The organism is thiotrophic endosymbiont of Bathymodiolus puteoserpentis (Logatchev), from assembly GCF_900127505.1.
Lineage (GTDB): Bacteria > Pseudomonadota > Gammaproteobacteria > PS1 > Pseudothioglobaceae > Thiodubiliella.
Genome location: NZ_UEXF01000007.1, coordinates 69521 through 90026, shown reverse-complemented (window position 1 = coordinate 90026; position 20506 = coordinate 69521). Strand labels below are relative to the sequence as shown.

Genomic DNA, 20506 nt, shown 5'->3' with positions numbered 1-20506 from the left:
GCCAGTCATGATAAAAATATTCACGACTCAAAAACCTTAAATGTTGCCATAAGCCATGCTAATAGCAACAGAAACAAACCCATCAAACAAGCGGTATGCGACCGAGGCTATGTTGGTGCAAAGGTAGTGCTCGGTGCAAACATCATTTTGCCTAAAAAAGCCCTTAAGCGAGACAATCGTTATCAACAAGACAAAAAGCGCAAACTGTGTAAAAGACGCGCAGCGATTGAGCCGATTATCGGACATCTTAAATCAGATTTTAGACTCTCTAGAAACCTACTCAAAGGGCAAGTTGGTGATGAGATTAATGTTTTAATGGCTGCCTGTGCTTGGAATTTGAGAAAATGGCTGGTGATAGCCACTATTTTTTTGTTTTGGCAAAAACTGGGCTTATTTTTTGTAAAATACCTAAGGTTTTTTGTGGTGCTGGATAAAAAGCAGTTTTGTTGATTTAGATGGTTGGAAAAATGGGTGGTTTTGGTTTGTTTGGAGTGAGTTTTTAAGGGGCGACTATTTACCTTGGCATACTGAGTTATATTTTTTGGAAAAAAGACCAATCTAAGGTACTTGCTCAAACAACCCTATTTAGTATTGTTGGGCTGGGCTTTATCGGTTATTTTTTGGCGTCTTTATTGGATTTAAAAGGTCTTGAAACTATTTCTGCTGGGTTGGAGAGATTGACTTTGTTTACCTATCCTATTTTTATTGCGATTTTAGGTGCAATTTACATTACCCCAAAACCCCTGACAACTTTTTAAAATTTCTTATATAGAACATCTTAAGAGACCTTCTTCTTTTCCTGATTCAATTTTATACTTTCTTGATACACATCCATTGGTTTTTTATATTTCAATGTTTCATGGAATCTTTGATGATTGTAAAACTCAATATAATCATCCATATCAGTGATTAAATCACTGATGGATTGATATTCATTTAAATAAATTCTTTCGCATTTTGCGCTCCTCCAGAAACGCTCAATACAGATATTATCTGTAGCCCTACCTTTACCATCCATAGATATTGTAATACCTAAATCTTTTAATCGTTTAGTGTGTATCTCACTGGTATATTGACTACCTTGATCAGTGTTAAATATCTCTGGGTGTGGGTGTGGGTGTGGGTGTGGGTGTGGGTGTAGGTGTTTCTCTAAAGCGTCATTAAGTACACCCATTACCAATTGAGAATCCATGGTATTGGATATCCTGTGTGATAGAACAGCTTTTGAATGCCAATCAATAATAGCTGCCATATAGACCATACCCCCTGCAATCTTGACATAGGTAATGTCGGTGCTCCATACATGGTTAGAATGACTGATATTAAGCCCTCGTAGCTTGTAACTGTATTTCTTGTGTGCTTTGATTGGTATAGTTGTATTAACTTGTTTAACTGCTAATACTGCCTTTAAACCTAATTCTTGCCGATAGCGTGCTACGGTGTGTAAACTCACCTTGTAGCCGTCTTCAAGTAATTGTTGATGGACTTTTTTCTCACCATAGATGGGTATTTTTTCAAACACCTTGGTGATGTGGTTTTTGATAGATTGCTTGGTGTTATTTACTTTTGGCTTGTAATAAATCCCACTTCTGTTAACACCTAACAATTGACATTGATGATTAACTGACAAAGAATATGAGGCGTGCAATAGGGAAGGCTTGAGATCAACTAACTGTTTGCGGTTAGATGAGCCCAAGCTTTTTAGCTTTTTTGCTAACCACTCCTTCTCTACGGTTACCTTGCCTACTAGTGTAGTTAAACGCTCATTTCGCATTTGTGCTTTGATAAGTTCGTCTTTGTATTCTTTGACTGCCTTGGATGGCTCCATGGCAATCTCTGCGTTAGCAAGGAAAGTCTTCTTCCAATTTTGTAGATTCTGAGGCAAAATATTATGCTTGCTGGCAATCTGCACTATGGCGCTTTCATTTTGTAGTAATTCAAGTACTAATTTAGTCTTGAATGCTGAGGTATATTTTGTTCGTTTTTTACTCATTTTTTTACTCCGATTTTTTTGTTTAGTTTAACTCGTTCGAAATAAGAAAGTTTAAATTGTTGGGGTTTTATAGTTGTATTATAAACCTATTTTTTAGCAGTTTTCTTCTTAGGCTTAGTTTTAGCTTTGATTTTTCCAGCGATTGCTTTTTTACATTCTTCAAGCGTTAAATCTGCTGGGATTTTATCGCCGAAGACTTTTTTGATGGTGATGTTTTTTTGTCCTTTGCCTTTTTTCTTGCCGTTCCAGATGTAGGGACCAAAACGACCGTTGAGGACTTGGATGTCAGAATCGTTGAAAGTTTTTATGATGCGTTCGGCGTCAAATTTTTCTTTGGCTTTGATGAGTATTAGCGCCTCATCAAGGGTGACTTCTTCAGGAGTGATTTCTTTAAGAGAGACATATTTTTTGCCGTATTGGATGTAAGGACCGAAGCGACCGTAGTTGGCTTTGATAATGCCAAAGTCGTCAGTTTCACCAACAGTACGAGGCATATTGAATAATTCTAGTGCCTCTTCTAGTTTGATGGTTTCAATGTCTAATGAGCCTCTGAGTGAAGCAAAGATGGGTTTTTCTTCATCATCTTTGTGTCCGATTTGTGCAAAGGCGCCGTATCTGCCAAAGCGTACACTAACGGGTTTGCCACTTTTTGGGTCGGTACCGAGTTCGCGCATACCGTGTGTTTCCTCTCGGGAAATATCAGCAGCATCTTCGACTTTTTGGTGGAAGGGCTGGTAAAAATTTTTGACCACGCCCTGCCATGGGACATTTTGTGTGGCAATGGTGTCAAAATCAGACTCTAGTTTTGCAGTAAATTGATAATCAACAATCTCACTGAAATATTTAACTAAGAAGTCATTTAGTAAATAGGCAACACTGGTTGGGAATAGTTTGTTTTTTTCAGCACCCGTCCTCTCAACAGGGGTTGATTCAGAAATTGCACCATCTATAATTTCAATTTTGTGGTATTCACGCTCTACACCTTCGCGCGTTTCTTTAGAAACATAACCTCTGTCTTGCACGGTAGATACCATCGTGGCAAAAGTTGACGGCCTACCGATGCCCATTTCTTCAATTTTCTTCACCAATGAGGCTTCAGTATAGCGTGGCTTGGCACGAGAAAAACTCTCTCTAGCGCTAAAATTAGCAATGCTTAATGCGTCGCCTTTGTTTAAATTTGGCAACAGCTTGTCATCTGAAGACAGATAATCATACACACTTAAAAATCCAGGGAATATTAAGATTTCACCATTGGCAATAAAATTCTCAGAGCGATTAGAGATGTTAATTTTAATTTGTGTTTTTTGCAACTGGGCATCACTCATTTGGCAAGCTAATGTGCGCTTATAAATAAGTGTGTAAAGTTTTGCCGCTTGACCTTCTAAGCCAAAAATCTCTGACTTGGTAAGGTCAGTTGGGCGAATGGCTTCGTGCGCCTCTTGTGCGCCTGCATCTTTGGTTTTAAACCTTCTTTCTTGGTGATAATCACGACCAAATTCTTTTTCAATCACTTTACCAGCGGCTTCGATGGCTGTTTCAGAAAGCGTGAATGAGTCTGTTCTCATATAAGTAATCGCACCTTCGCGGTAGAGACCTTGTGCCAATGTCATGGTTTGCTTGACTGAAAAGCCTAATTTTTGCGAGGCTTCTTGTTGTAGTGTAGAAGTGATAAAAGGGGGCTTGGGTGTGCGCTTTGAAGGTTTTTTCTCAATTGATGCGACGCTGAGTTTGGCATCTAAAAGCGCTGTGGCAAATGCCAATGCCTCATCTTTTTTGTTGAAATCCGCACTCAGTTTTACTTCAATGAGTTCGCCTGCATCATTGACTAAATCTGCTTTAACCTTATAAGTGTTTTCACAGGTATGGTCGATAATTTCTCTTTCTCTTTCTACCACTAAACGCACTACTGGGGATTGTACTCGGCCGGCTGAACGGGCACCTGAGATTTTGCGCCATAGAACTGGTGAGATCTCAAAACCTACTAATCTATCAATAATGCGTCTGGCTTGCTGTGCATCAACTAAGTTGTAGTCCACTATTCGTGGCTCGGTGATTGCACGGGTGATCGCACCTTTGGTAATTTCATGGAAAACAATTCTTGGCGTGTTTTTTGGCAGGTTGAGTGCCTCTAGCAAATGCCAAGCAATGGCTTCTCCTTCGCGGTCCTCATCCGTTGCGAGATAAATTTTATCAGCGGCTTTTACATCCTTGCGTAATTGTGTAACGACTTTTTTTTTGTCTGCGGTGACTTCGTAGGTAGGTTTAAAGTTATTTTCAATATCAATGCCCATGCCTTTTTTAGGCATATCACGAATATGACCGATACTTGATTTAACGGTATAGTCTTTGCCTAAGAATTTTTCAATGGTTTTGGCTTTGGCGGGGGACTCAACAATGACAAGATTTTTTGCCATTATTGAACCGTGTGATTGTCATCAAGAAACATAATGGACTCTAACCATTGTGGTGATACTTCTTCATCGTCGCTATTGCCAAGTATCATCATTACCACCCATTTGAGGTCGTCTAAAGATATGGTGGAGTCGCCCAGTGACATAATTTGGTCAATAATCATTTCACGCTGGTTAGCGTCAATTTGACCCATGTTCTCCATAAATAATAGAAAGCCACGAGATTTTGTGTCAAGTTTTAATTTTTCCGCTTCGCTATAAATGCGCATACTGCCATTAGCACTGCCAAATGGTTGGGTTTCGCCATCTTGCAAAGCGGCAATGTTCTCTAACCAGCTGAGTGCTTTGTCAATGCGTGTAATCTCAAATCCAGCATCTGAAAGGTGTGCCTTTAAGGCGGTATCGTCAATTTCTTGAGACGAATCTTGCTCTGCTACTTCAAACAGATAATCAAACATATAAGTTAGCACATCAAGAATATTATTATTTGTCATAAAACCTCACTTTAATATATAACCAAAGCCATCAACTTTTTCTACTGCGTCCTTGAGCTCTAATAAAAGCAACTCTTGTGTGACTATTTGGGGGCTCAAACCACTTTTTTCAACTATTTCATCAATATTTATAGCATCGTAACTCAAGTATTTTAATAGCACAGAAGAATTATTGTGCGTGTATTTTTCAGAAGTGGTTGAATTATTTTCTTGATCTGGCTCTGGCAAGTCGATTTGTAATTCATCAAGGATGTCCTCAACGCTTTCAACCAATTTAGCGCCTTGTTTGATAAGGTGATGACACCCTTGCGACAATGGATTGTGGATTGAACTAGGAATAGCAAATACTTCTTTGCCTTGTTCGGCGGCTAGTTTGGCAGTAATCATTGTGCCACTTTTGATACTGGCTTCAACCACTAAAGTGCCTAAACTCAACCCGCTGATAATACGATTGCGTCTTGGAAAATTAGTGGCAGTGGGCGCGGTGCCAATATAAAATTCAGATACCAGAGCGCCTTTGGTTGAAATCTGATGTGCCAAAGACTTGTGTTTTGCTGGATAGATTCTATCAAGTCCTGTGCCACAAACGGCAATGGTTGGTTTGTCGGCTTCTAAAGCACCAATGTGTGCACTGGCATCGATACCACTCGCCATACCAGAAGTTATCACAATACCTAAGTTTGATAGAGACTTGGCAAATTCATGTGCATTTTGCTTGCCACCAGAGCTTGGATTGCGACTACCTACAATAGCGAGTTGTGGCAAGGTTAAGCATGACACATCGCCTCTGACATAAAGCAAGGGTGGCGGGTCGGAAATGGTTTTGAGTTGTTCAGGATAGCCGTTATCAATTAAAGTGAGAATATGGCAGTCATCGGCTTTGACCCAATCAAGGTCTGCTTGCACCAACGAAGTATCGTTTTGTTCTATAAAGTCAAGCGTCTCTTGGCGAAATACGCCACAGGCTTTGCGCTGGGTTGTAGAGGCTAAAAACACTTGCTCAGGTGATTCGAAAACTTTGAGAGCCTTATAAAAGGTGCGCGTGCCAACATTCGGTGCTCTTAATAACATTAACCAATAAACCAAATCCATTTTGTGTCCCACACTATTCAAAGAATTGCCACTTTTCATTGTAACATCAATATGGTATTTGGGTGGATATTATGGTAAAATTGCGCCTTTTATTTGACTGTATTAACATTATGAAACAAAAAAGAACCTTTCAACCGAGTGTTATTAAGCGTAAGCGCACACATGGTTTTAGAGCAAGAATGAGCACCAAAGCAGGTCGTGCAGTAATCAATGCTCGTAGAAGAAAAGGGCGTAAGCGTTTAGCTGCCTAGTGTCTTTCGAGTTGGCGCGCGCGGCTAGAATTCTTAAAGCCAATGAGTACACCCATGTTTTTAAGGGTGGCACACTGGCAAGGGGCAAACACTGGCAAGTTATTGCAAGACCACTTAAGGCATCAAAACCACGCTTGGGTTTGGCTATATCGAAAAAAGTCCATCGCTTAGCGATTGATAGGAATCGATTTAAACGCATTGCTAGAGAAACTTTTAGATTGCAGAGACAGTATTTAGATAGTTGGGATTTTGTGGTAATGGCAAGAAAATCAAAGCCAGTCAAAAATCCTGTTTTATCGGCAGAATTGCTTGATTTATTTAAAAAGGTAACAAAAAAATAATTTCGAATTATGCGTTATTTATTGCTTATCCCTATTAAATTTTATCAGTTATTTATCAGTCCGCTGTTAGGTTCTAACTGTCGTTTTGATCCAACTTGCTCTCAGTATGCATATGACGCTGTGAAAGCCCATGGCTTTTTCAAAGGACTTAGTTTAAGTGTTAAACGCATTAGCAAATGCCACCCTTGGCACGAAGGTGGTTTCGACCCAGTGCCCAAAAAATAAATACATTACATACCAATCATTATGAATCAAAAATTATTATTAAGTGTTGCTATTTTTTTTACAGTTTTCCTATTATGGGATAAGTGGCAAATTACACAAACGGTTGATACCAATGGCAATGTTGTACACAAATCTGAAATCACCTCAGACGCACCAGCGCAAAATATTGACATACCAACAATCAATACGCAGGGTTTAGAAATTGATGTATCAATACCGAGTGTTGCCCAAAAAGGAGGTTTTACTACAGTAACTACTGATTTTCTTACGGTTGAAATTAGCCACAAAGGCGGCACAATTCAGAATGCTTTTCTAAATACTTACCCTGTAGAGTTGGAAGGTGATGAAAAATTTCAATTATTAAATGATGAAACGGGTGCGTTGTTCCAAGCGCAAAGTGGTTTAGCATCGCGTGACGATGCATTGCCAACACATTTGTCTGATTTTAGTTCGGTCAATACCAATTATCAATTGTTTGCTGATGAATTGGTTGTGCCACTTGTATGGCAAGGCAAAGACGGCATAAAAGTGATTAAGAATTTCCATTTTAAGAGGGGTAGTTATGTTGTTGGGGTTGATTATCAAATTCTCAACAATTCTAATCAGATCTTGCCAGTTAAGCCATATGTGCGCTTGAGCCGTAATGCTATCGACCAGTCGAATATGATGATGCCAACTTTTACTGGTGGTCTAATATATGACAAGAAAAACAACACCATACAAAAAAATGATTTTGAAGATTGGGGTGATTTTGATAAGCAAAATTCTATTGGTGGATGGATGGCAATGGCACAGCAATATTTTATGACCGCGTGGATTCCAAACCAAGATGAGCAACAGAATTTTTCTGCAAGCACAACTAGTGGTGTGTACAAACTAACCAATGCTAATCAACAAACTAATATTGCCGCTGGAAGTAGCGTAACACTCAGTACTAACCAGTTGTATATTGGACCTAAAGAGTATGGTAAGATTGAAAAAGTGGCAACTGGTTTACACTATACACTGGATTATGGTTGGTTAGATATTTTAGCTGACCCGTTGTCTTGGTTGATTCATAAAATTAATGATGTTGTTGGTAGTTGGGGTTGGTCAATTATTCTTATTACTATGTTAATTAAGTTAGTTTTCTATCCACTCAGCGAAAAGTCTTATCGTTCAATGGCAAAAATGAGAAAACTGTCTCCAAGGCTTGCACAATTAAAAGAAGCTTATGGTGATGATAGACAGAAAATGGGTCAAAAAACCATGGAGTTGTATAGAAAAGAGAAGATCAATCCAGCTTCTGGCTGCTTGCCTATTTTGGTGCAAATACCCGTGTTTATTGCTTTTTACTGGATGCTACTCGATACAGTTGAGTTGCGTCAAACGGCATTTTGGTGGATGTCAGATTTATCAGTGATGGATCCATATTATATCTTGCCGGTTATTATGGGTGTTTCAATGTTTATCCAGCAAAAACTTAATCCACCACCACCTGACCCAATGCAGGCGAAGATTATGATGACACTGCCTTTTGTGTTTACCATTATGTTTTTGTGGTTTCCGTCAGGACTTGTGCTTTATTGGGTGTTCAACAATATCTTATCTATAACACAACAGTGGACAATTAATAAGCGAATTAATGGCTAATGTCTATCCTAGACAATTTTGATAAATATCAATATTGGCGGGATGAAAAACTTGCTAATGCAGTAAATAGCATTGAACAGTGTCTGCTTGAAATTGCAAACCCAAGTGTGCTAAGTACAGCTGAAAAAGATAAAATCCAGTATCTTTGTCGCACTAACAACTTTGCCTTATTTGAAATCAAAGCGCAGGATGACTATGCGCAAGCCATAGTGCAAATCAATCGTCAAGTAGGTTTGATTGATTATGACCAACACCTGTATGCACAAAATGATGGGCTGGCATATGTCACGCAAAGTAATAAGCAAGAACAACGCTCAGAATTTATTCCTTATACCAACAAGGCAATTGGGTGGCATACTGATGGTTATTACAATGCACAAAACAATCAAGTGCGTGCCTTCTCATTATTTTGTGTCTCGCCCAGTGCCACTGGTGGCGTTAATCAATGGATTGACCCACAGATGGTTTATTTGCTATTAAGGGAAGACAATATAGATGTCGTTAAAGCGTTGAGTCATCCACAGGCAATGAGTATTCCAGAGCATAAGATGGATGGACAAGTTAGACGCACTAAATCAACGGGGGCTATTTTTTTCATTGATGAGCCGAGTGTTGAGCTTTATATGCGCTACACGCAACGGAAGAAAAATATTGAATTCTTAGACTCCTTAGAGGTTAAACAGGCAGTTACTTTGTTAGATGATTTATTAAAAACTACAACCCCACATCATTTTGAATATACGATGAATGCCAATCAAGGACTGATTTGTAATAATGTATTGCACAATCGTTCAGCATTTGTTGATGATCCTGAACATCCACGCCTCTTACTAAGAGGGCGTTATTCTAATAGGGTTTGTTGTTATAATTCTAAGCATGATTGAAAACCATTTGCTTGCTTTGGCAAAGCAAGTTCCATCGCCAAATTACAACGAGCGCCCTAATGGAGAGGTTTTATTGGTGGTTATTCATAATATTTCTTTGCCACCAAAAGAGTTTGGCAATGATTATATTGAACAATTTTTTACCAATAAATTGGATTTTGGTGCACACCCTTATTTTCAAACATTGATTGGTATTGAAGTTTCCACGCATTTATTTATTAAACGCGACGGCGAGATTGTCCAATTTGTACCATTTGACAAACGCGCTTGGCACGCAGGACAATCGAATTTTGTAGGACGAGAAAACTGTAACGATTTTTCTATTGGTATTGAATTAGAAGGCAGTGATAATATCGCCTATGAAGCGCTACAATATCAAGTGTTAAAAACAATATTAGAGCAATTAAAATCACACTACCCAATAACAGATGTTGTTGGGCACAGTGATATCGCCCCAGGTAGGAAAACTGACCCAGGTGATGCATTTAACTGGAGCAAAATAAAATGAACACAACTGAGTTAGCAAATAAAATTCAACTGATTATCTTTGATGTTGATGGTGTATTAACTGATGGCGGACTATATTTCACTGAGGATGGTGCAGAATTTAAGCGTTTTAATTCACTTGATGGACACGGCATTAAAATGCTTAAAGACAATGGTGTTGAGGTGGCTGTGATTACTGCACGAGATAGCAAGGCAGTTGCATATCGTATGAAAAACCTCGGTATTACGCATTTCTATCAAGGACAATCAGATAAAGTGGTGGCGTTTAGCGACCTATTGCAAAAACTTAATCTGAACGCTGATGAAGTAGCTTATGTGGGCGATGATGTGATTGATTTGCCAGTGATGACTAAGGTTGGTTTTGCTATTGCTGTTGCCAATGCACATGACACGGTCAAACAATACGCAAATTTAATCACTGAAAAATCCGGTGGACATGGTGCGGTGCGTGAAGTATGTGATTTTATTCTCAAAGCACAGGGCAAGTTTGATGATGCAATGAAGCTTTACCTTGACTGATTTTCAAAATCTCTGCTATCAAACATTGAAAGCCAAGGTGCCGGCTGGGCGTGTTATTACTTACGGTGGTTTAGCAAAACTCATTAATCGCCCAAAAGCACATCGTGCGGTTGGCTCGGCGATGAATAAAAACCCTTTTGCACCTGAAGTGCCTTGTCATCGTGTGGTGAAATCAAATGGAGAGCTAGGGGGTTTTGCAGATGACCTATCTGTAAAAATAAAACGCCTTCAAAAAGAAGGTGTTTTAGTGAAGAATGGAAAGATTATAGATTTTAAGAAAATATCTGTTTAAAGTAGTTGGTCTATAGTTTTTAATTACAAACCCAGATCATGCATAGTTTTTATAGACTTTTTTATATTTTGTTCAAGTTTTCTTTCAATTTCATTTTTTTGAGCACTGGATAAATAACTCCATTTTTTAGGTAAATTTTTAAATGAGACGGCGGCAAAATCATGAAAATGTGTATTGAATTCTTCACCAGATTTTAATTTTACAAGAGCATTCATCTCTATATAGGTAGATGCTTTATCTCGTAAACCAAAAAATGATCTTTGATAAATTCCATAACCTGCATTATTTGGAGCCGCAGGAAGATCTAACCCTGAAGGTTCAAGTGTTATAATTAAATCAACTTCGCCCTTATATTCTTTTGTTTTATTATAAACGGCAACATTTTTATAGCCTTTTTGACTAAAATACTTGGCGAATATATTGGACAATTTTTCTTGATAATTTTTGTTTATTATATGGTCGTAACTGTTTTGAAAGGTTGTTGTTCCAATAAATGAAAAACTAGGATATTGGGGAAAATTGTTAATAATAGCGATACTTTGAACTTTGTTTACCTGCTGTTTGGTTAAAGGCATTGAGTTACAACCTGCCAATAAAGCAATAAGTGTCAACATTAAAATAATATTTTTTTTCATACTTGCCTTTATGCTTTTTTACCGCGCATTTTGCTAATCATTTGTAGTTGCGCCATTGACTCAGCAAGCGCAGCTTGGGTTGCTGAAATATCTTGATTTTCAGTCGCACCTTCCATTGCTGCTTCTGCACGCTGCTTAGCCTCTAATGCCTTGGCTTCATTTAGATCACTTGCACGAATAGCAGTGTCAGAAAAAATAGTAACCACATCGGGTTGTATTTCAACGATACCGCCAGAAACATAAATAGATTCAACGCCTTTGTCGGTTTCAATGCGAACTTCGCCTGGCTTTAAAGTTGACAATAATGCAGTGTGTTTTGGATAGATGCCCAATTCACCTGTTGATGCAGGCGCAAATACACACCTTGCTTCACCCGAATAGAGTGATTCAGTAGCGCTTACGACATCAACTTGCATACTTGACATTTTAAGCCTTCTCTGCAGACGCTTCCGCCGCTTTTGCACGAACTTCATCAATAGAGCCCATCATATAGAATGCTTGCTCTGGTAAGTCGTCCAATTCACCTTCAAGAATTGCTTTGAAGCCAGAAATTGTATCTTTCAAGGATACATATTTACCAGTTGCACCCGTGAATACTTCTGCCACGAAAAATGGCTGAGAGAGGAAGCGTTGAATTTTACGAGCACGAGAAACAGACTGCTTGTCTTCTTCAGATAATTCGTCCATACCTAAAATTGCAATAATGTCTTTAAGCTCTTTGTAGCGTTGTAGTACGCCTTGTACACCTCGTGCCACATTGTAGTGTTCTTCGCCAACGATGAGTGGGTCTAGTTGGCGTGAAGTAGAATCTAGTGGGTCTACTGCAGGGTAAATACCTAATTCTGCTACTTGACGCGATAACACAACCGTTGCATCTAAGTGTGCGAATGTTGTTGCTGGTGATGGGTCAGTTAAGTCATCTGCTGGTACATATACCGCTTGGATTGAAGTAATTGAACCTTTCTTAGTTGAGGTAATGCGTTCTTGTAGAGCGCCCATCTCACTTGCTAGTGTTGGCTGGTAACCTACTGCTGAAGGCATACGACCTAACAATGCCGATACTTCAGTACCCGCAAGTGTATAACGATAAATGTTATCAATAAATAATAAGACATCGCGACCTTCATCACGAAAGTATTCAGCCATGGTTAAACCCGTTAAGGCAACACGAAGACGGTTACCCGGTGGCTCATTCATTTGACCATAAACAAGGGATACTTTATCTAATACATTTGATTCTTTCATCTCGTGGTAGAAGTCGTTACCCTCACGAGTACGCTCACCAACACCAGCAAATACAGAGTAACCTGAGTGTTCAATCGCAATGTTACGAATAAGCTCCATCATGTTAACGGTTTTACCGACGCCTGCACCACCGAATAAGCCAACTTTACCACCCTTAGCAAACGGACAAACTAGGTCAATTACCTTAATGCCTGTTTCTAATAATTCTGCTGCAGGTGCTAATTCATCATAAGCAGGGGCGCTACGATGAATTTCCCATTCGGCCTCTGGAGCAATATCACCTGCGTTATCAATAGGCTCACCCAATACATTCATAATGCGTCCAAGTGTCTTAGTGCCTACTGGAACTTTAATTGCTGAACCAGTGTTAGAAACTTCCAAACTTCTTTTTAAGCCTTCTGAACTACCCATTGCAATGGCACGAACCACATTATCACCTAATTGCTGTTGCACTTCTAGTGTTAACCCTGTTTCAATAACTATTAGGGCGTCATAAATATTTGGAATATTATTCTCTGGAAATTCAACATCGATAACCGCGCCAATAATTTGTGTAATTTTTCCGTTGCTCATTTTACTTTTCCTCTTTTTAAATTCTTATTATTAAACTTATACTGCAGCGGCGCCACTAACAATTTCAGAAATTTCCTGAGTAATTGCCGCTTGCCTCGCCTTATTGTAAACCAACTCTAAATCCTTCACCATATCGCCCGCATTGTCAGTCGCACTCTTCATTGCAACCATACGAGATGATTGCTCACAAGCGATATTTTCAACCAAGCCCTGATAAACCAAAGCCTCAATATAACGCACCAATAATGCACTCAATGCTTCTTGAGCATCTGGTTCATAGATATAGTCCCAGTGATAATCCATGCCCTGCACTTCTCCAGCAACCATGGGTACTAACTGAGATACTGTGGGTACTTGTGTCATGGTATTTTCGAACTTGTTATAAGCCACTGATAACTGTTGAATTTCACCAGCATCATAGGCGTCTAACATAACCTTAACTGTGCCTAGTAAGTCATCAAATTGTGGCGCATCGCCTAAATCTGTTAATACTGATTTAATGGCTAAGCCTGTATTTTTGAAAAACGAGGTGGCCTTTTTACCAATAGTGCAAAGTTCAACCTCAATACCTTGTGCCTGATAATCAACGATTGTTTTTAGCACACTTCTAAATAAGTTTGTATTCAAACCACCACACAAGCCTCTGTCGCTAGAAACAATGATAATGCCAATACGCTTAACATCACCTACTTCCTTCATGTAAGGATGCTCAAACTCCGAATGTGCATAAGCCAAATGACCAATAACTTTGGCAATCTTCTCAGAATAAGGGCGTGATGCCATCATTCTGTCTTGTGCTTTTTTCATTTTAGAGGCTGCCACCATTTCCATGGCCGATGTGATTTTCTGAGTATTTTTAATACTCAAAATCTGCGCTCTAATTTCCTTTCCGCCTGCCATATTATTTTACCAAGTGTGGTTTGCCTTAAAATCATCAATTGCCGCTTGTAACTCGCTAGCAATATCGTCGTTGTAGTCGCCATTTTCATTGATTTTGTTTATCAATGCAGTTTGGTTTGCATTCATATAAGTAATCAATGCTACCTCAAAATCAACCACTTTGTTTACCTCAATGTCATCTAATGATCCTGAGTTTGCAGCGAAGAGTGAAGTTGCCATTTCAGCCACTGACAATGGTGTATATTGATTTTGCTTCATCAATTCTGTAACACGCTGACCACGGTCAATTTGAGCCTTAGTCTCTGCATCAAGATCTGATGCAAACTGTGCAAATGCTGCTAATTCACGGTACTGTGCAAGGTCTAGACGAATACCGCCACCTAATTTCTTAATGATATTAGTTTGCGCTGCACCACCCACTCGTGATACTGATAGTCCTGCATTAATCGCTGGGCGAATACCTGAGTTGAATAAGTCAGTTTCTAAGAAAATCTGACCATCCGTAATAGAAATTACATTGGTTGGTACGAATGCTGATACATCACCACCTTGAGTTTCAATAATTGGCAACGCAGTTAGCGAGCCTGTTTGACCCTTAACTTCACCATTAGTGTACTTTTCAACATACTCTGCGTTTACGCGCGACGCTCGTTCAAGTAAGCGAGAGTGCAAGTAGAATACATCACCTGGATACGCTTCACGCCCTGGTGGACGCTTGAGTAGTAGTGATACTTCACGGTATGCCCATGCCTGTTTAGTAAGGTCATCGTAAACAATTAATGCATCTTCGCCACGGTCACGGAAGTATTCGCCCATCGCACAACCTGCATAAGGTGCAATATATTGCAATGCTGGTGAGTTAGCAGCACCTGCTGAAACGATAATTGTGTTTTCTAATGCACCATGCTCTTCTAACTTACGCACAACTGCCGCTACTGAAGAGTCTTTTTGACCAATCGCGACATAAACACATTTAACACCTGTATTTTTCTGGTTAATAATCGCATCGATTGCAACTGCAGTTTTGCCAGTTTGTCTGTCACCAATAATCAACTCTCGTTGTCCACGACCAACAGGTACCATTGCGTCAATTGCCTTAATACCTGTTTGAATCGGCTGGTCAACTGATTGACGGTCAATAACACCGGGTGCAATAATCTCTAATGGATATGACTCTTTGCTGTCAATATCGCCTTTACCGTCAATTGCCTTACCCAGTGGATTAACAACACGACCCATCATGGCTTCGCCAACGGGTACTTCCACTAGACGCTTGGTACATTTAACGGTATCACCTTCACAAAGGTGTAAATAGTCACCTAGTACTACTGCACCAACTGAATCTTGCTCCAAGTTAAGCGCCATACCAAATGTATTGCCAGGGAACTCAAGCATTTCACCAAATTGAACATCAGCCAAGCCGTGAATACGAACAATGCCGTCACTCACACTGATTATGGTGCCTTCTGTGCGTGCTTCAGTTGCAAAATCAAAACCTTCTATTTGTTTTTTAATTAAATCACTAATTTCGCTTGCGTTTAATTGCATAACTATTCCTCTTTTATTGTTTATATAAAATTAATGTGTAACCGACAACCGTGAACCAAGTTCGTTTACACGCGCTTTGATTGACAAATCAATTACCTTATCGCCTTCTTTAATCACCACGCCACCGACTAAATCCTCATCTATTTCGGTATCAATGCTGATCGTTGTTTTGTATTTATCAGACAAATCTTTAACGATTTGATCTTCTTCTTTCTTGTTTAATTTATAAGCGCTAATCACATGAAATGCTTTAGCATCACTGCTTAAATTAGACATTGCATCAAATAATTCCAGAATACTCGGCAACGCATTAATGCGGTCATTTTCTAACAATAAGTCAATAAATGTCTTTTCTTGTTTACTTAATGCCCTGTCTAGCGCCGAGGTAAATATTGCGACAATTGTTTTTGCTTTGTTGGCTTTAGTCGAGTTAGGTGATGCAACAAACGCACGCATTGTTGCATCATTTGCTACAGATGCGCCCACCTCTAAAACCCCTCTCCAGTGCGCATGAGATTTATTGTGCTGAGCAATCTCAAAAACTGCATTAGCATAAGGTTTGGCAATTGTTGTTAGCTCCACTTCTCAGTCCTATAGTGTCTGTGACAATTTCTTTAACATGCTTTGATGTGTTTTAGTATCTACTTCTTTATCCAAGATAGCATTCACACCCTGCATAACTAAGTCAGACACTTGGTCTTTTAACTCGTTACGCACTCGCTGAGATTCTTGTTCAATTTCCCCATGCGCTTGCGTTTTGATGCGTTGTGCCTCTTGAGAAGCGATATTCTTGGCATCTTCAACTACGCTTGATGCTTGTTTGGTTGCATTGGCAATAATTTCAGATGCTTGGTTCTTAGACTTCTCAAGCAATTCCTGAGCTTTTTTCTGCGCCTCTTTGTGTTCTGATAATCCACGCTCTGCTGCAATTAAACCACTTTCAATACGCTTTTTACGCTCCTCCATGGCAGCAACAATTGGCGGCCATACGAACCTCATGCAGAACCATGTAAACATGGCGAACATGAGTAATTGTCCGAGCATCGTCATATTAATATTCATAGCTTAAACCCTGCTTTAAAAAAAGTATTTATTAACCAGCTACTGCAAATAAGATATACATTGAGATACCTACTGCAATCATTGGAACCGCATCAACTAGACCCATTACGATGAACATTTGTGTTCTAAGCATGGGGATAAGCTCTGGTTGACGCGCTGCACCTTCTAAGAATCTTGCGCCTAAAATGCCGATACCTACTGCTGCACCTAATGCACCTAAACCCATTAAAATCGAACCCGCTAAAAATAATGTTGCTTGTACTTCTGTCATTTTCTTACTCCTATTTTTTTTAAAATTAATGGCCTTTATCGTGCGCCATATCCATATACACAATAACCAAAGTCATAAAGATAAAGGCTTGTAGTAATACGATTAAAATGTGGAAAATTGCCCATGGCAATGATAGCGTCCACTGAGTCCACCACGGTAATAATGCGATTAAGATGAAAATCATCTCTCCTGCGTACATATTACCGAATAAACGTAATGAGTGTGATACTGGTTTTGCAATTAGAGAGACAAATTCTAAGAAAAAATTAGCCGGAATTAATAAAACTTTAAGAAAAGGGTTTTTAGATGAAAATGGATGCAAGGTTAATTCAGCAGTAAAGCCACCAAAGCCTTTTATTTTAATACTGTAAAACAGCATCAATAAGAATACGCCAATCGCCAGACCAAAGGTCGCATTTGGGTCTGTGGTTGGTACTACTTTAAAGAATACATGATGCGGGTCAGTACCAAAGGCTACGCCAATTTGTTGAGCCACATATGGTAGCCAATCAACAGGCACCAAGTCCATGGTATTCATTAGCACAATCCAAATAAATACTGTTAATGCTAAAGGCGCAACCAATGGGTTTTTACCGTTAAATGAGCCACGAACATTTTCATCAATAAAGTCGATAATACTTTCAACAAAATTTTGAGCACCTGAAGGCGTGTCAGTGGTCATTTTTTTGCCAACACGGTAGAAAAAGAATAAGAATATTGCACCTAATAAGAATGAAACCCCTAGTGTGTCTAAATGCAATGCCATAAAGCCCATTTCTTTAGCTTCTGCGGCACTGTGTGCTAAACCCCAATGACCGTCAGGGAACTGACCATAGGTTAAGTTCTGTAGGTGGTGTTTGATATAATCACTTGAAGCGATAAGTTCATTTCCTGCTGACATTATTCCCCCAAAGCCTTATCCATTAAAAAACCACATATTCCTAAAACCAAACTAATAATTAAAGCGTCTGCATTTAGTCCTAAAATAAACTTCCCTATTAAAGTTAAGCTCACTATCATCGCCATACGCATCGCTACGCTAATGATCATCATTCCAACACCTGTTTGGGCGCTGATGGTAACATCATTTTCTTGTTTATTTATGTGTCTATTAACCAACACTGTATTAGCCAAGCTAATCAACCCCCCGTAAAGCGCAGAAAGACCTGCACTTGCTGTGGAGAAATAAGCAACAGATGCTAATAAGATGGTTAATTGAATTTTCGGCACTTTAGTATTCATTGCCAAAACCTCAAAAATGTTACACATCCACAAAAAATGCAAATTATACAGTTTAAATGATAAAGATTGAAAGTAATTTTATTGAGTTGTGCCTTATATTATCTGCATTAAAATACAATAATATTCTTATACATTTGACAATAAACATAACACAACCAATAATATAGAACTATTAAATAATAGTTAAGGAAATGATATGGCACATATTGTTGTTATTGGCGCAAGCACAGGCGGATTGCCATTTGCTTACGATATAAAGAAAACATTAGGTAAAGATCACGAAGTAACGGTTATCTCGAACAACCCAAATTTTAACTTTATTCCATCAAATCCATGGTTGGCAGTTGGTTGGCGCAGTGCAGATGACATTAGTTTTGAGCTTGCACCGAGATTAAAGCGTAAGAATATCCACTTGATTGTTGGCGAAGCAACCCAAATTAAACCGAACGAAAACCAAGTAATGGTTAGTGACAAAGTTGTTGATTATGATTACTTAGTATTGGCCACTGGCCCTAAATTGGCATTTGATGAAGTCCAAGGCCTGGGTCCGGACGGATACAGTGTTTCTATTTGTACCACAGCACACGCTGAGACTGCGCGTCATGATTGGGAAAATTTTTGTGCCAATGGTGGTGGTCCAATTGTTGTGGGTGCGGTACAAGGTGCCTCTTGTTTTGGTCCTGCCTATGAATTTGCCACCATCATGGATACCGATTTGAAAAAACGCGGACTTCGTGATAAATGCCCCATAACCTTTGTTACCCCTGAGCCTTATATTGGACATTTGGGTTTGGGTGGTGTTGGTGACTCTAAAGGTTTGTTAGAATCTGAATTTAGACACCGCCATATTAAATGGCATACCAATTCTAAAGTTGACAAGGTTGAAGCCGACAAAGTGAGTATTAGTGAATGTGATGGTAATGGCGAAGTGGTTAAAAGGGTTGAGATTGCCAGTAAACACACCATGTTGTTACCAGCCTTTAAGGGTGTTGATACCGTTGCCAATTTAGCAGATGTGGCTTCTGGCTTTGTTAATCCGCGTGGGTTTGTTATGGTCAACGAATACCAACAATCCCCTGTGCAGGATAACATCTTCTCACTCGGTGTTAATATTGCTATTCCACCCGTTGAAGCTACGCCTATTATGTGCGGAACGCCAAAAACAGGTTATATGATTGAGTCAATGGTAACTGCAGTGGTGCATAACATTGAAGATATGATTAATGACAAGCCACCATCAAATATCCCAACTTGGAATGCTGTTTGTATTGCCGATATGGGTGATACAGGTGCAGCTTTTGTTGCCATGCCACAAATTCCACCTAGAAATGTCACTTGGGCAAAGAAAGGCAAGATAATGCACTTAGCGAAAATTGCCTTTGAGAAGTTCTTTATTCGCAATATGAAAACGGGTAACTCAGAGCCAGCCTATCAAAAATATATTTTTAAAATGCTGGGCATTGAACGCCTGAAGAAAAAATAGGGCTCAGGTAAATATATCTGATTTTGTTTATAATACAGTACAGTGTATTAAGGCTATAACGCCTTATGCTAAATAGTTATGCTTAAAGCCAAATGAATCATAATGCCAATTATCCACCATCGTTTCTATTGTTACAACAGGAAGGGCACTTAATTAGTTCGTGTCTTGCTTTGGGACTTACTGAGCTTCGGGCTGCAAATGTTCATAACAAGGGTGCATTTTATTCTTCTCTTCTAAATATCTCAGTTGGCATGGAGAGGTTGATGAAGGCAATTATAATAATGCAGCACATGCTAAATAATGATTTATTAGCACCCACAAAAAATCAGCTAAAAAACTATGGACACAATATAATAGAACTATATGATGAGTGTGTAAAAATATCAATTAGCAACAAGGTTAAATTGCCGAATAGAAGATCATTAAATAATATAAACCAAAAACTTTTGGAGCTACTGAGTGATTTCGCGCAAACTACGAGATACCATAACCTTGATGCTCTTAGCACTCAACAAGCAGGAAAAGACCCCTTAGAACATTGGGGTAAAATAATGTTATTAATTCTCGAGCAAGATGTAACCAAACAACAAAGAGGTAAAATCTTAAAGACAGCAAGAATGGTTGCAAGTAATATTGACGATATGACGATGACTATAATGCAGGGACTGAATAAGCAACCTCTTACAACAGAGGAAGCATTGGCGTTACCAGGATTACATGATCAAGCGGTTGGGTATGCGGTTTTACATCTAATGAATATATTTTCACCAATTCGGGATTTAATTTCAGAGCTCAGTCGGTTGGCTTATGGCTTTGATGTAGCGCCATTTCCTCAAATGCAAGAGTTTCTTGAATGGATATATGATGATCGTCAATATGTTTTGAGAAAGAGAAAATGGCCATAAA

25 protein-coding genes are annotated in these 20506 nt (G+C 39.1%); 11 read left to right on the top strand and 14 right to left on the bottom strand.

Annotated elements, in window-relative coordinates:
* The coding region (locus BHECKSOX2_RS00530) for a transposase (RefSeq protein ID WP_139682054.1) at positions 1 to 450 on the top strand (450 nt) is incomplete at its 5' end.
* Positions 451 to 778: 328 nt separating this feature from the next.
* Here the strand turns inward: BHECKSOX2_RS00530 and BHECKSOX2_RS00520 are convergent.
* The 4 genes from BHECKSOX2_RS00520 to dprA all read right to left on the bottom strand — a co-directional run bounded on the left by BHECKSOX2_RS00520 (position 779) and on the right by dprA (position 6029).
* Positions 779 to 1993 (bottom strand): IS3 family transposase, encoded by a 1215-nt coding sequence (locus BHECKSOX2_RS00520; protein ID WP_139682020.1) that lies wholly within the window; start codon positions 1991 to 1993, stop codon positions 779 to 781.
* 86 nt (positions 1994 to 2079) lie between these two features.
* Positions 2080 to 4407, bottom strand: a complete 2328-nt coding sequence (topA, locus tag BHECKSOX2_RS00515) for a type I DNA topoisomerase (protein ID WP_139682019.1) — start codon at positions 4405 to 4407, stop codon at positions 2080 to 2082.
* Complete coding sequence (locus tag BHECKSOX2_RS00510) at positions 4407 to 4898, bottom strand: Smg family protein (protein WP_139682018.1); 492 nt, start codon at positions 4896 to 4898, stop codon at positions 4407 to 4409. Before BHECKSOX2_RS00510 ends, topA begins: the two co-directional genes overlap by 1 nt.
* 6 nt (positions 4899 to 4904) lie before the next feature.
* Positions 4905 to 6029: a DNA-processing protein DprA gene (gene dprA / locus BHECKSOX2_RS00505; RefSeq protein ID WP_245391264.1), complete on the bottom strand. Its 1125-nt coding sequence runs from the start codon at positions 6027 to 6029 to the stop codon at positions 4905 to 4907.
* Between the two features lie 71 nt (positions 6030 to 6100).
* Between dprA and rpmH the strand changes: the two genes are divergently transcribed.
* The 8 genes from rpmH to BHECKSOX2_RS00465 are packed head-to-tail and all read left to right on the top strand — an operon-like array spanning position 6101 to position 10641.
* Positions 6101 to 6241, top strand: coding sequence for a 50S ribosomal protein L34 (rpmH, locus tag BHECKSOX2_RS00500; protein ID WP_090717975.1), 141 nt, complete (start codon positions 6101 to 6103; stop codon positions 6239 to 6241).
* Positions 6241 to 6582, top strand: a complete 342-nt coding sequence (gene rnpA / locus BHECKSOX2_RS00495; RefSeq protein WP_139682017.1) for a ribonuclease P protein component — start codon at positions 6241 to 6243, stop codon at positions 6580 to 6582. Before rpmH ends, rnpA begins: the two co-directional genes overlap by 1 nt.
* A gap of 9 nt (positions 6583 to 6591) precedes the next feature.
* The gene (gene yidD, locus BHECKSOX2_RS00490) at positions 6592 to 6807 is read left to right on the top strand and encodes a membrane protein insertion efficiency factor YidD (RefSeq protein ID WP_090717959.1); all 216 of its coding nucleotides are present in this window, start codon (positions 6592 to 6594) and stop codon (positions 6805 to 6807) included.
* Between the two features lie 21 nt (positions 6808 to 6828).
* On the top strand, positions 6829 to 8439 hold the full coding sequence (gene yidC / locus BHECKSOX2_RS00485) for a membrane protein insertase YidC (protein WP_139682016.1): 1611 nt from the start codon (positions 6829 to 6831) through the stop codon (positions 8437 to 8439).
* Positions 8439 to 9323: a TauD/TfdA family dioxygenase gene (locus BHECKSOX2_RS00480; protein ID WP_139682015.1), complete on the top strand. Its 885-nt coding sequence runs from the start codon at positions 8439 to 8441 to the stop codon at positions 9321 to 9323. Before yidC ends, BHECKSOX2_RS00480 begins: the two co-directional genes overlap by 1 nt.
* Positions 9316 to 9831 carry a 1,6-anhydro-N-acetylmuramyl-L-alanine amidase AmpD gene (gene ampD, locus BHECKSOX2_RS00475; protein ID WP_139682014.1) on the top strand — a complete coding sequence of 172 codons (516 nt, stop codon included), beginning with the start codon at positions 9316 to 9318 and terminating at the stop codon, positions 9829 to 9831. Before BHECKSOX2_RS00480 ends, ampD begins: the two co-directional genes overlap by 8 nt.
* Positions 9828 to 10349 (top strand): 3-deoxy-manno-octulosonate-8-phosphatase KdsC, encoded by a 522-nt coding sequence (gene kdsC / locus BHECKSOX2_RS00470; RefSeq protein WP_139682013.1) that lies wholly within the window; start codon positions 9828 to 9830, stop codon positions 10347 to 10349. Before ampD ends, kdsC begins: the two co-directional genes overlap by 4 nt.
* Positions 10342 to 10641 carry an MGMT family protein gene (locus tag BHECKSOX2_RS00465; protein ID WP_139682012.1) on the top strand — a complete coding sequence of 100 codons (300 nt, stop codon included), beginning with the start codon at positions 10342 to 10344 and terminating at the stop codon, positions 10639 to 10641. Before kdsC ends, BHECKSOX2_RS00465 begins: the two co-directional genes overlap by 8 nt.
* Positions 10642 to 10664: 23 nt before the next feature.
* Here the strand turns inward: BHECKSOX2_RS00465 and BHECKSOX2_RS00460 are convergent, their stop codons facing one another.
* The 10 genes from BHECKSOX2_RS00460 to BHECKSOX2_RS00415 are packed head-to-tail and all read right to left on the bottom strand — an operon-like array spanning position 10665 to position 18117.
* On the bottom strand, positions 10665 to 11276 hold the full coding sequence (locus tag BHECKSOX2_RS00460) for a hypothetical protein (RefSeq protein WP_139682011.1): 612 nt from the start codon (positions 11274 to 11276) through the stop codon (positions 10665 to 10667).
* 8 nt (positions 11277 to 11284) lie between these two features.
* Entirely contained in the window at positions 11285 to 11701 is a 417-nt protein-coding gene (locus tag BHECKSOX2_RS00455) for a F0F1 ATP synthase subunit epsilon (RefSeq protein ID WP_139682010.1), read from the bottom strand.
* Between the two features lies 1 nt (position 11702).
* Positions 11703 to 13094 carry a F0F1 ATP synthase subunit beta gene (gene atpD, locus BHECKSOX2_RS00450; RefSeq protein ID WP_090715074.1) on the bottom strand — a complete coding sequence of 464 codons (1392 nt, stop codon included), beginning with the start codon at positions 13092 to 13094 and terminating at the stop codon, positions 11703 to 11705.
* A 36-nt stretch (positions 13095 to 13130) separates the two neighbouring features.
* On the bottom strand, positions 13131 to 13994 hold the full coding sequence (atpG, locus tag BHECKSOX2_RS00445; protein WP_139682009.1) for a F0F1 ATP synthase subunit gamma: 864 nt from the start codon (positions 13992 to 13994) through the stop codon (positions 13131 to 13133).
* A gap of 6 nt (positions 13995 to 14000) precedes the next feature.
* Complete coding sequence (gene atpA / locus BHECKSOX2_RS00440) at positions 14001 to 15542, bottom strand: F0F1 ATP synthase subunit alpha (RefSeq protein WP_139682008.1); 1542 nt, start codon at positions 15540 to 15542, stop codon at positions 14001 to 14003.
* A gap of 30 nt (positions 15543 to 15572) precedes the next feature.
* Complete coding sequence (locus BHECKSOX2_RS00435) at positions 15573 to 16124, bottom strand: F0F1 ATP synthase subunit delta (protein WP_139682007.1); 552 nt, start codon at positions 16122 to 16124, stop codon at positions 15573 to 15575.
* 9 nt (positions 16125 to 16133) lie between these two features.
* Positions 16134 to 16604 (bottom strand): F0F1 ATP synthase subunit B, encoded by a 471-nt coding sequence (locus BHECKSOX2_RS00430; protein WP_139682006.1) that lies wholly within the window; start codon positions 16602 to 16604, stop codon positions 16134 to 16136.
* A 31-nt stretch (positions 16605 to 16635) separates the two neighbouring features.
* Positions 16636 to 16875: a F0F1 ATP synthase subunit C gene (gene atpE / locus BHECKSOX2_RS00425; protein WP_066045805.1), complete on the bottom strand. Its 240-nt coding sequence runs from the start codon at positions 16873 to 16875 to the stop codon at positions 16636 to 16638.
* Positions 16876 to 16900: 25 nt separating this feature from the next.
* On the bottom strand, positions 16901 to 17776 hold the full coding sequence (atpB, locus tag BHECKSOX2_RS00420; protein ID WP_139682005.1) for a F0F1 ATP synthase subunit A: 876 nt from the start codon (positions 17774 to 17776) through the stop codon (positions 16901 to 16903).
* Complete coding sequence (locus BHECKSOX2_RS00415) at positions 17776 to 18117, bottom strand: ATP synthase subunit I (protein WP_180323589.1); 342 nt, start codon at positions 18115 to 18117, stop codon at positions 17776 to 17778. Before BHECKSOX2_RS00415 ends, atpB begins: the two co-directional genes overlap by 1 nt.
* Before the next feature lie 196 nt (positions 18118 to 18313).
* Between BHECKSOX2_RS00415 and BHECKSOX2_RS00410 the strand changes: the two genes are divergently transcribed.
* Both BHECKSOX2_RS00410 and BHECKSOX2_RS00405 read left to right on the top strand, forming a co-directional pair.
* Positions 18314 to 19600, top strand: a complete 1287-nt coding sequence (locus BHECKSOX2_RS00410; RefSeq protein ID WP_139682003.1) for an NAD(P)/FAD-dependent oxidoreductase — start codon at positions 18314 to 18316, stop codon at positions 19598 to 19600.
* A gap of 92 nt (positions 19601 to 19692) precedes the next feature.
* The gene (locus BHECKSOX2_RS00405) at positions 19693 to 20505 is read left to right on the top strand and encodes a hypothetical protein (protein WP_180323588.1); all 813 of its coding nucleotides are present in this window, start codon (positions 19693 to 19695) and stop codon (positions 20503 to 20505) included.
* Position 20506: the final 1 nt, after the last annotated feature.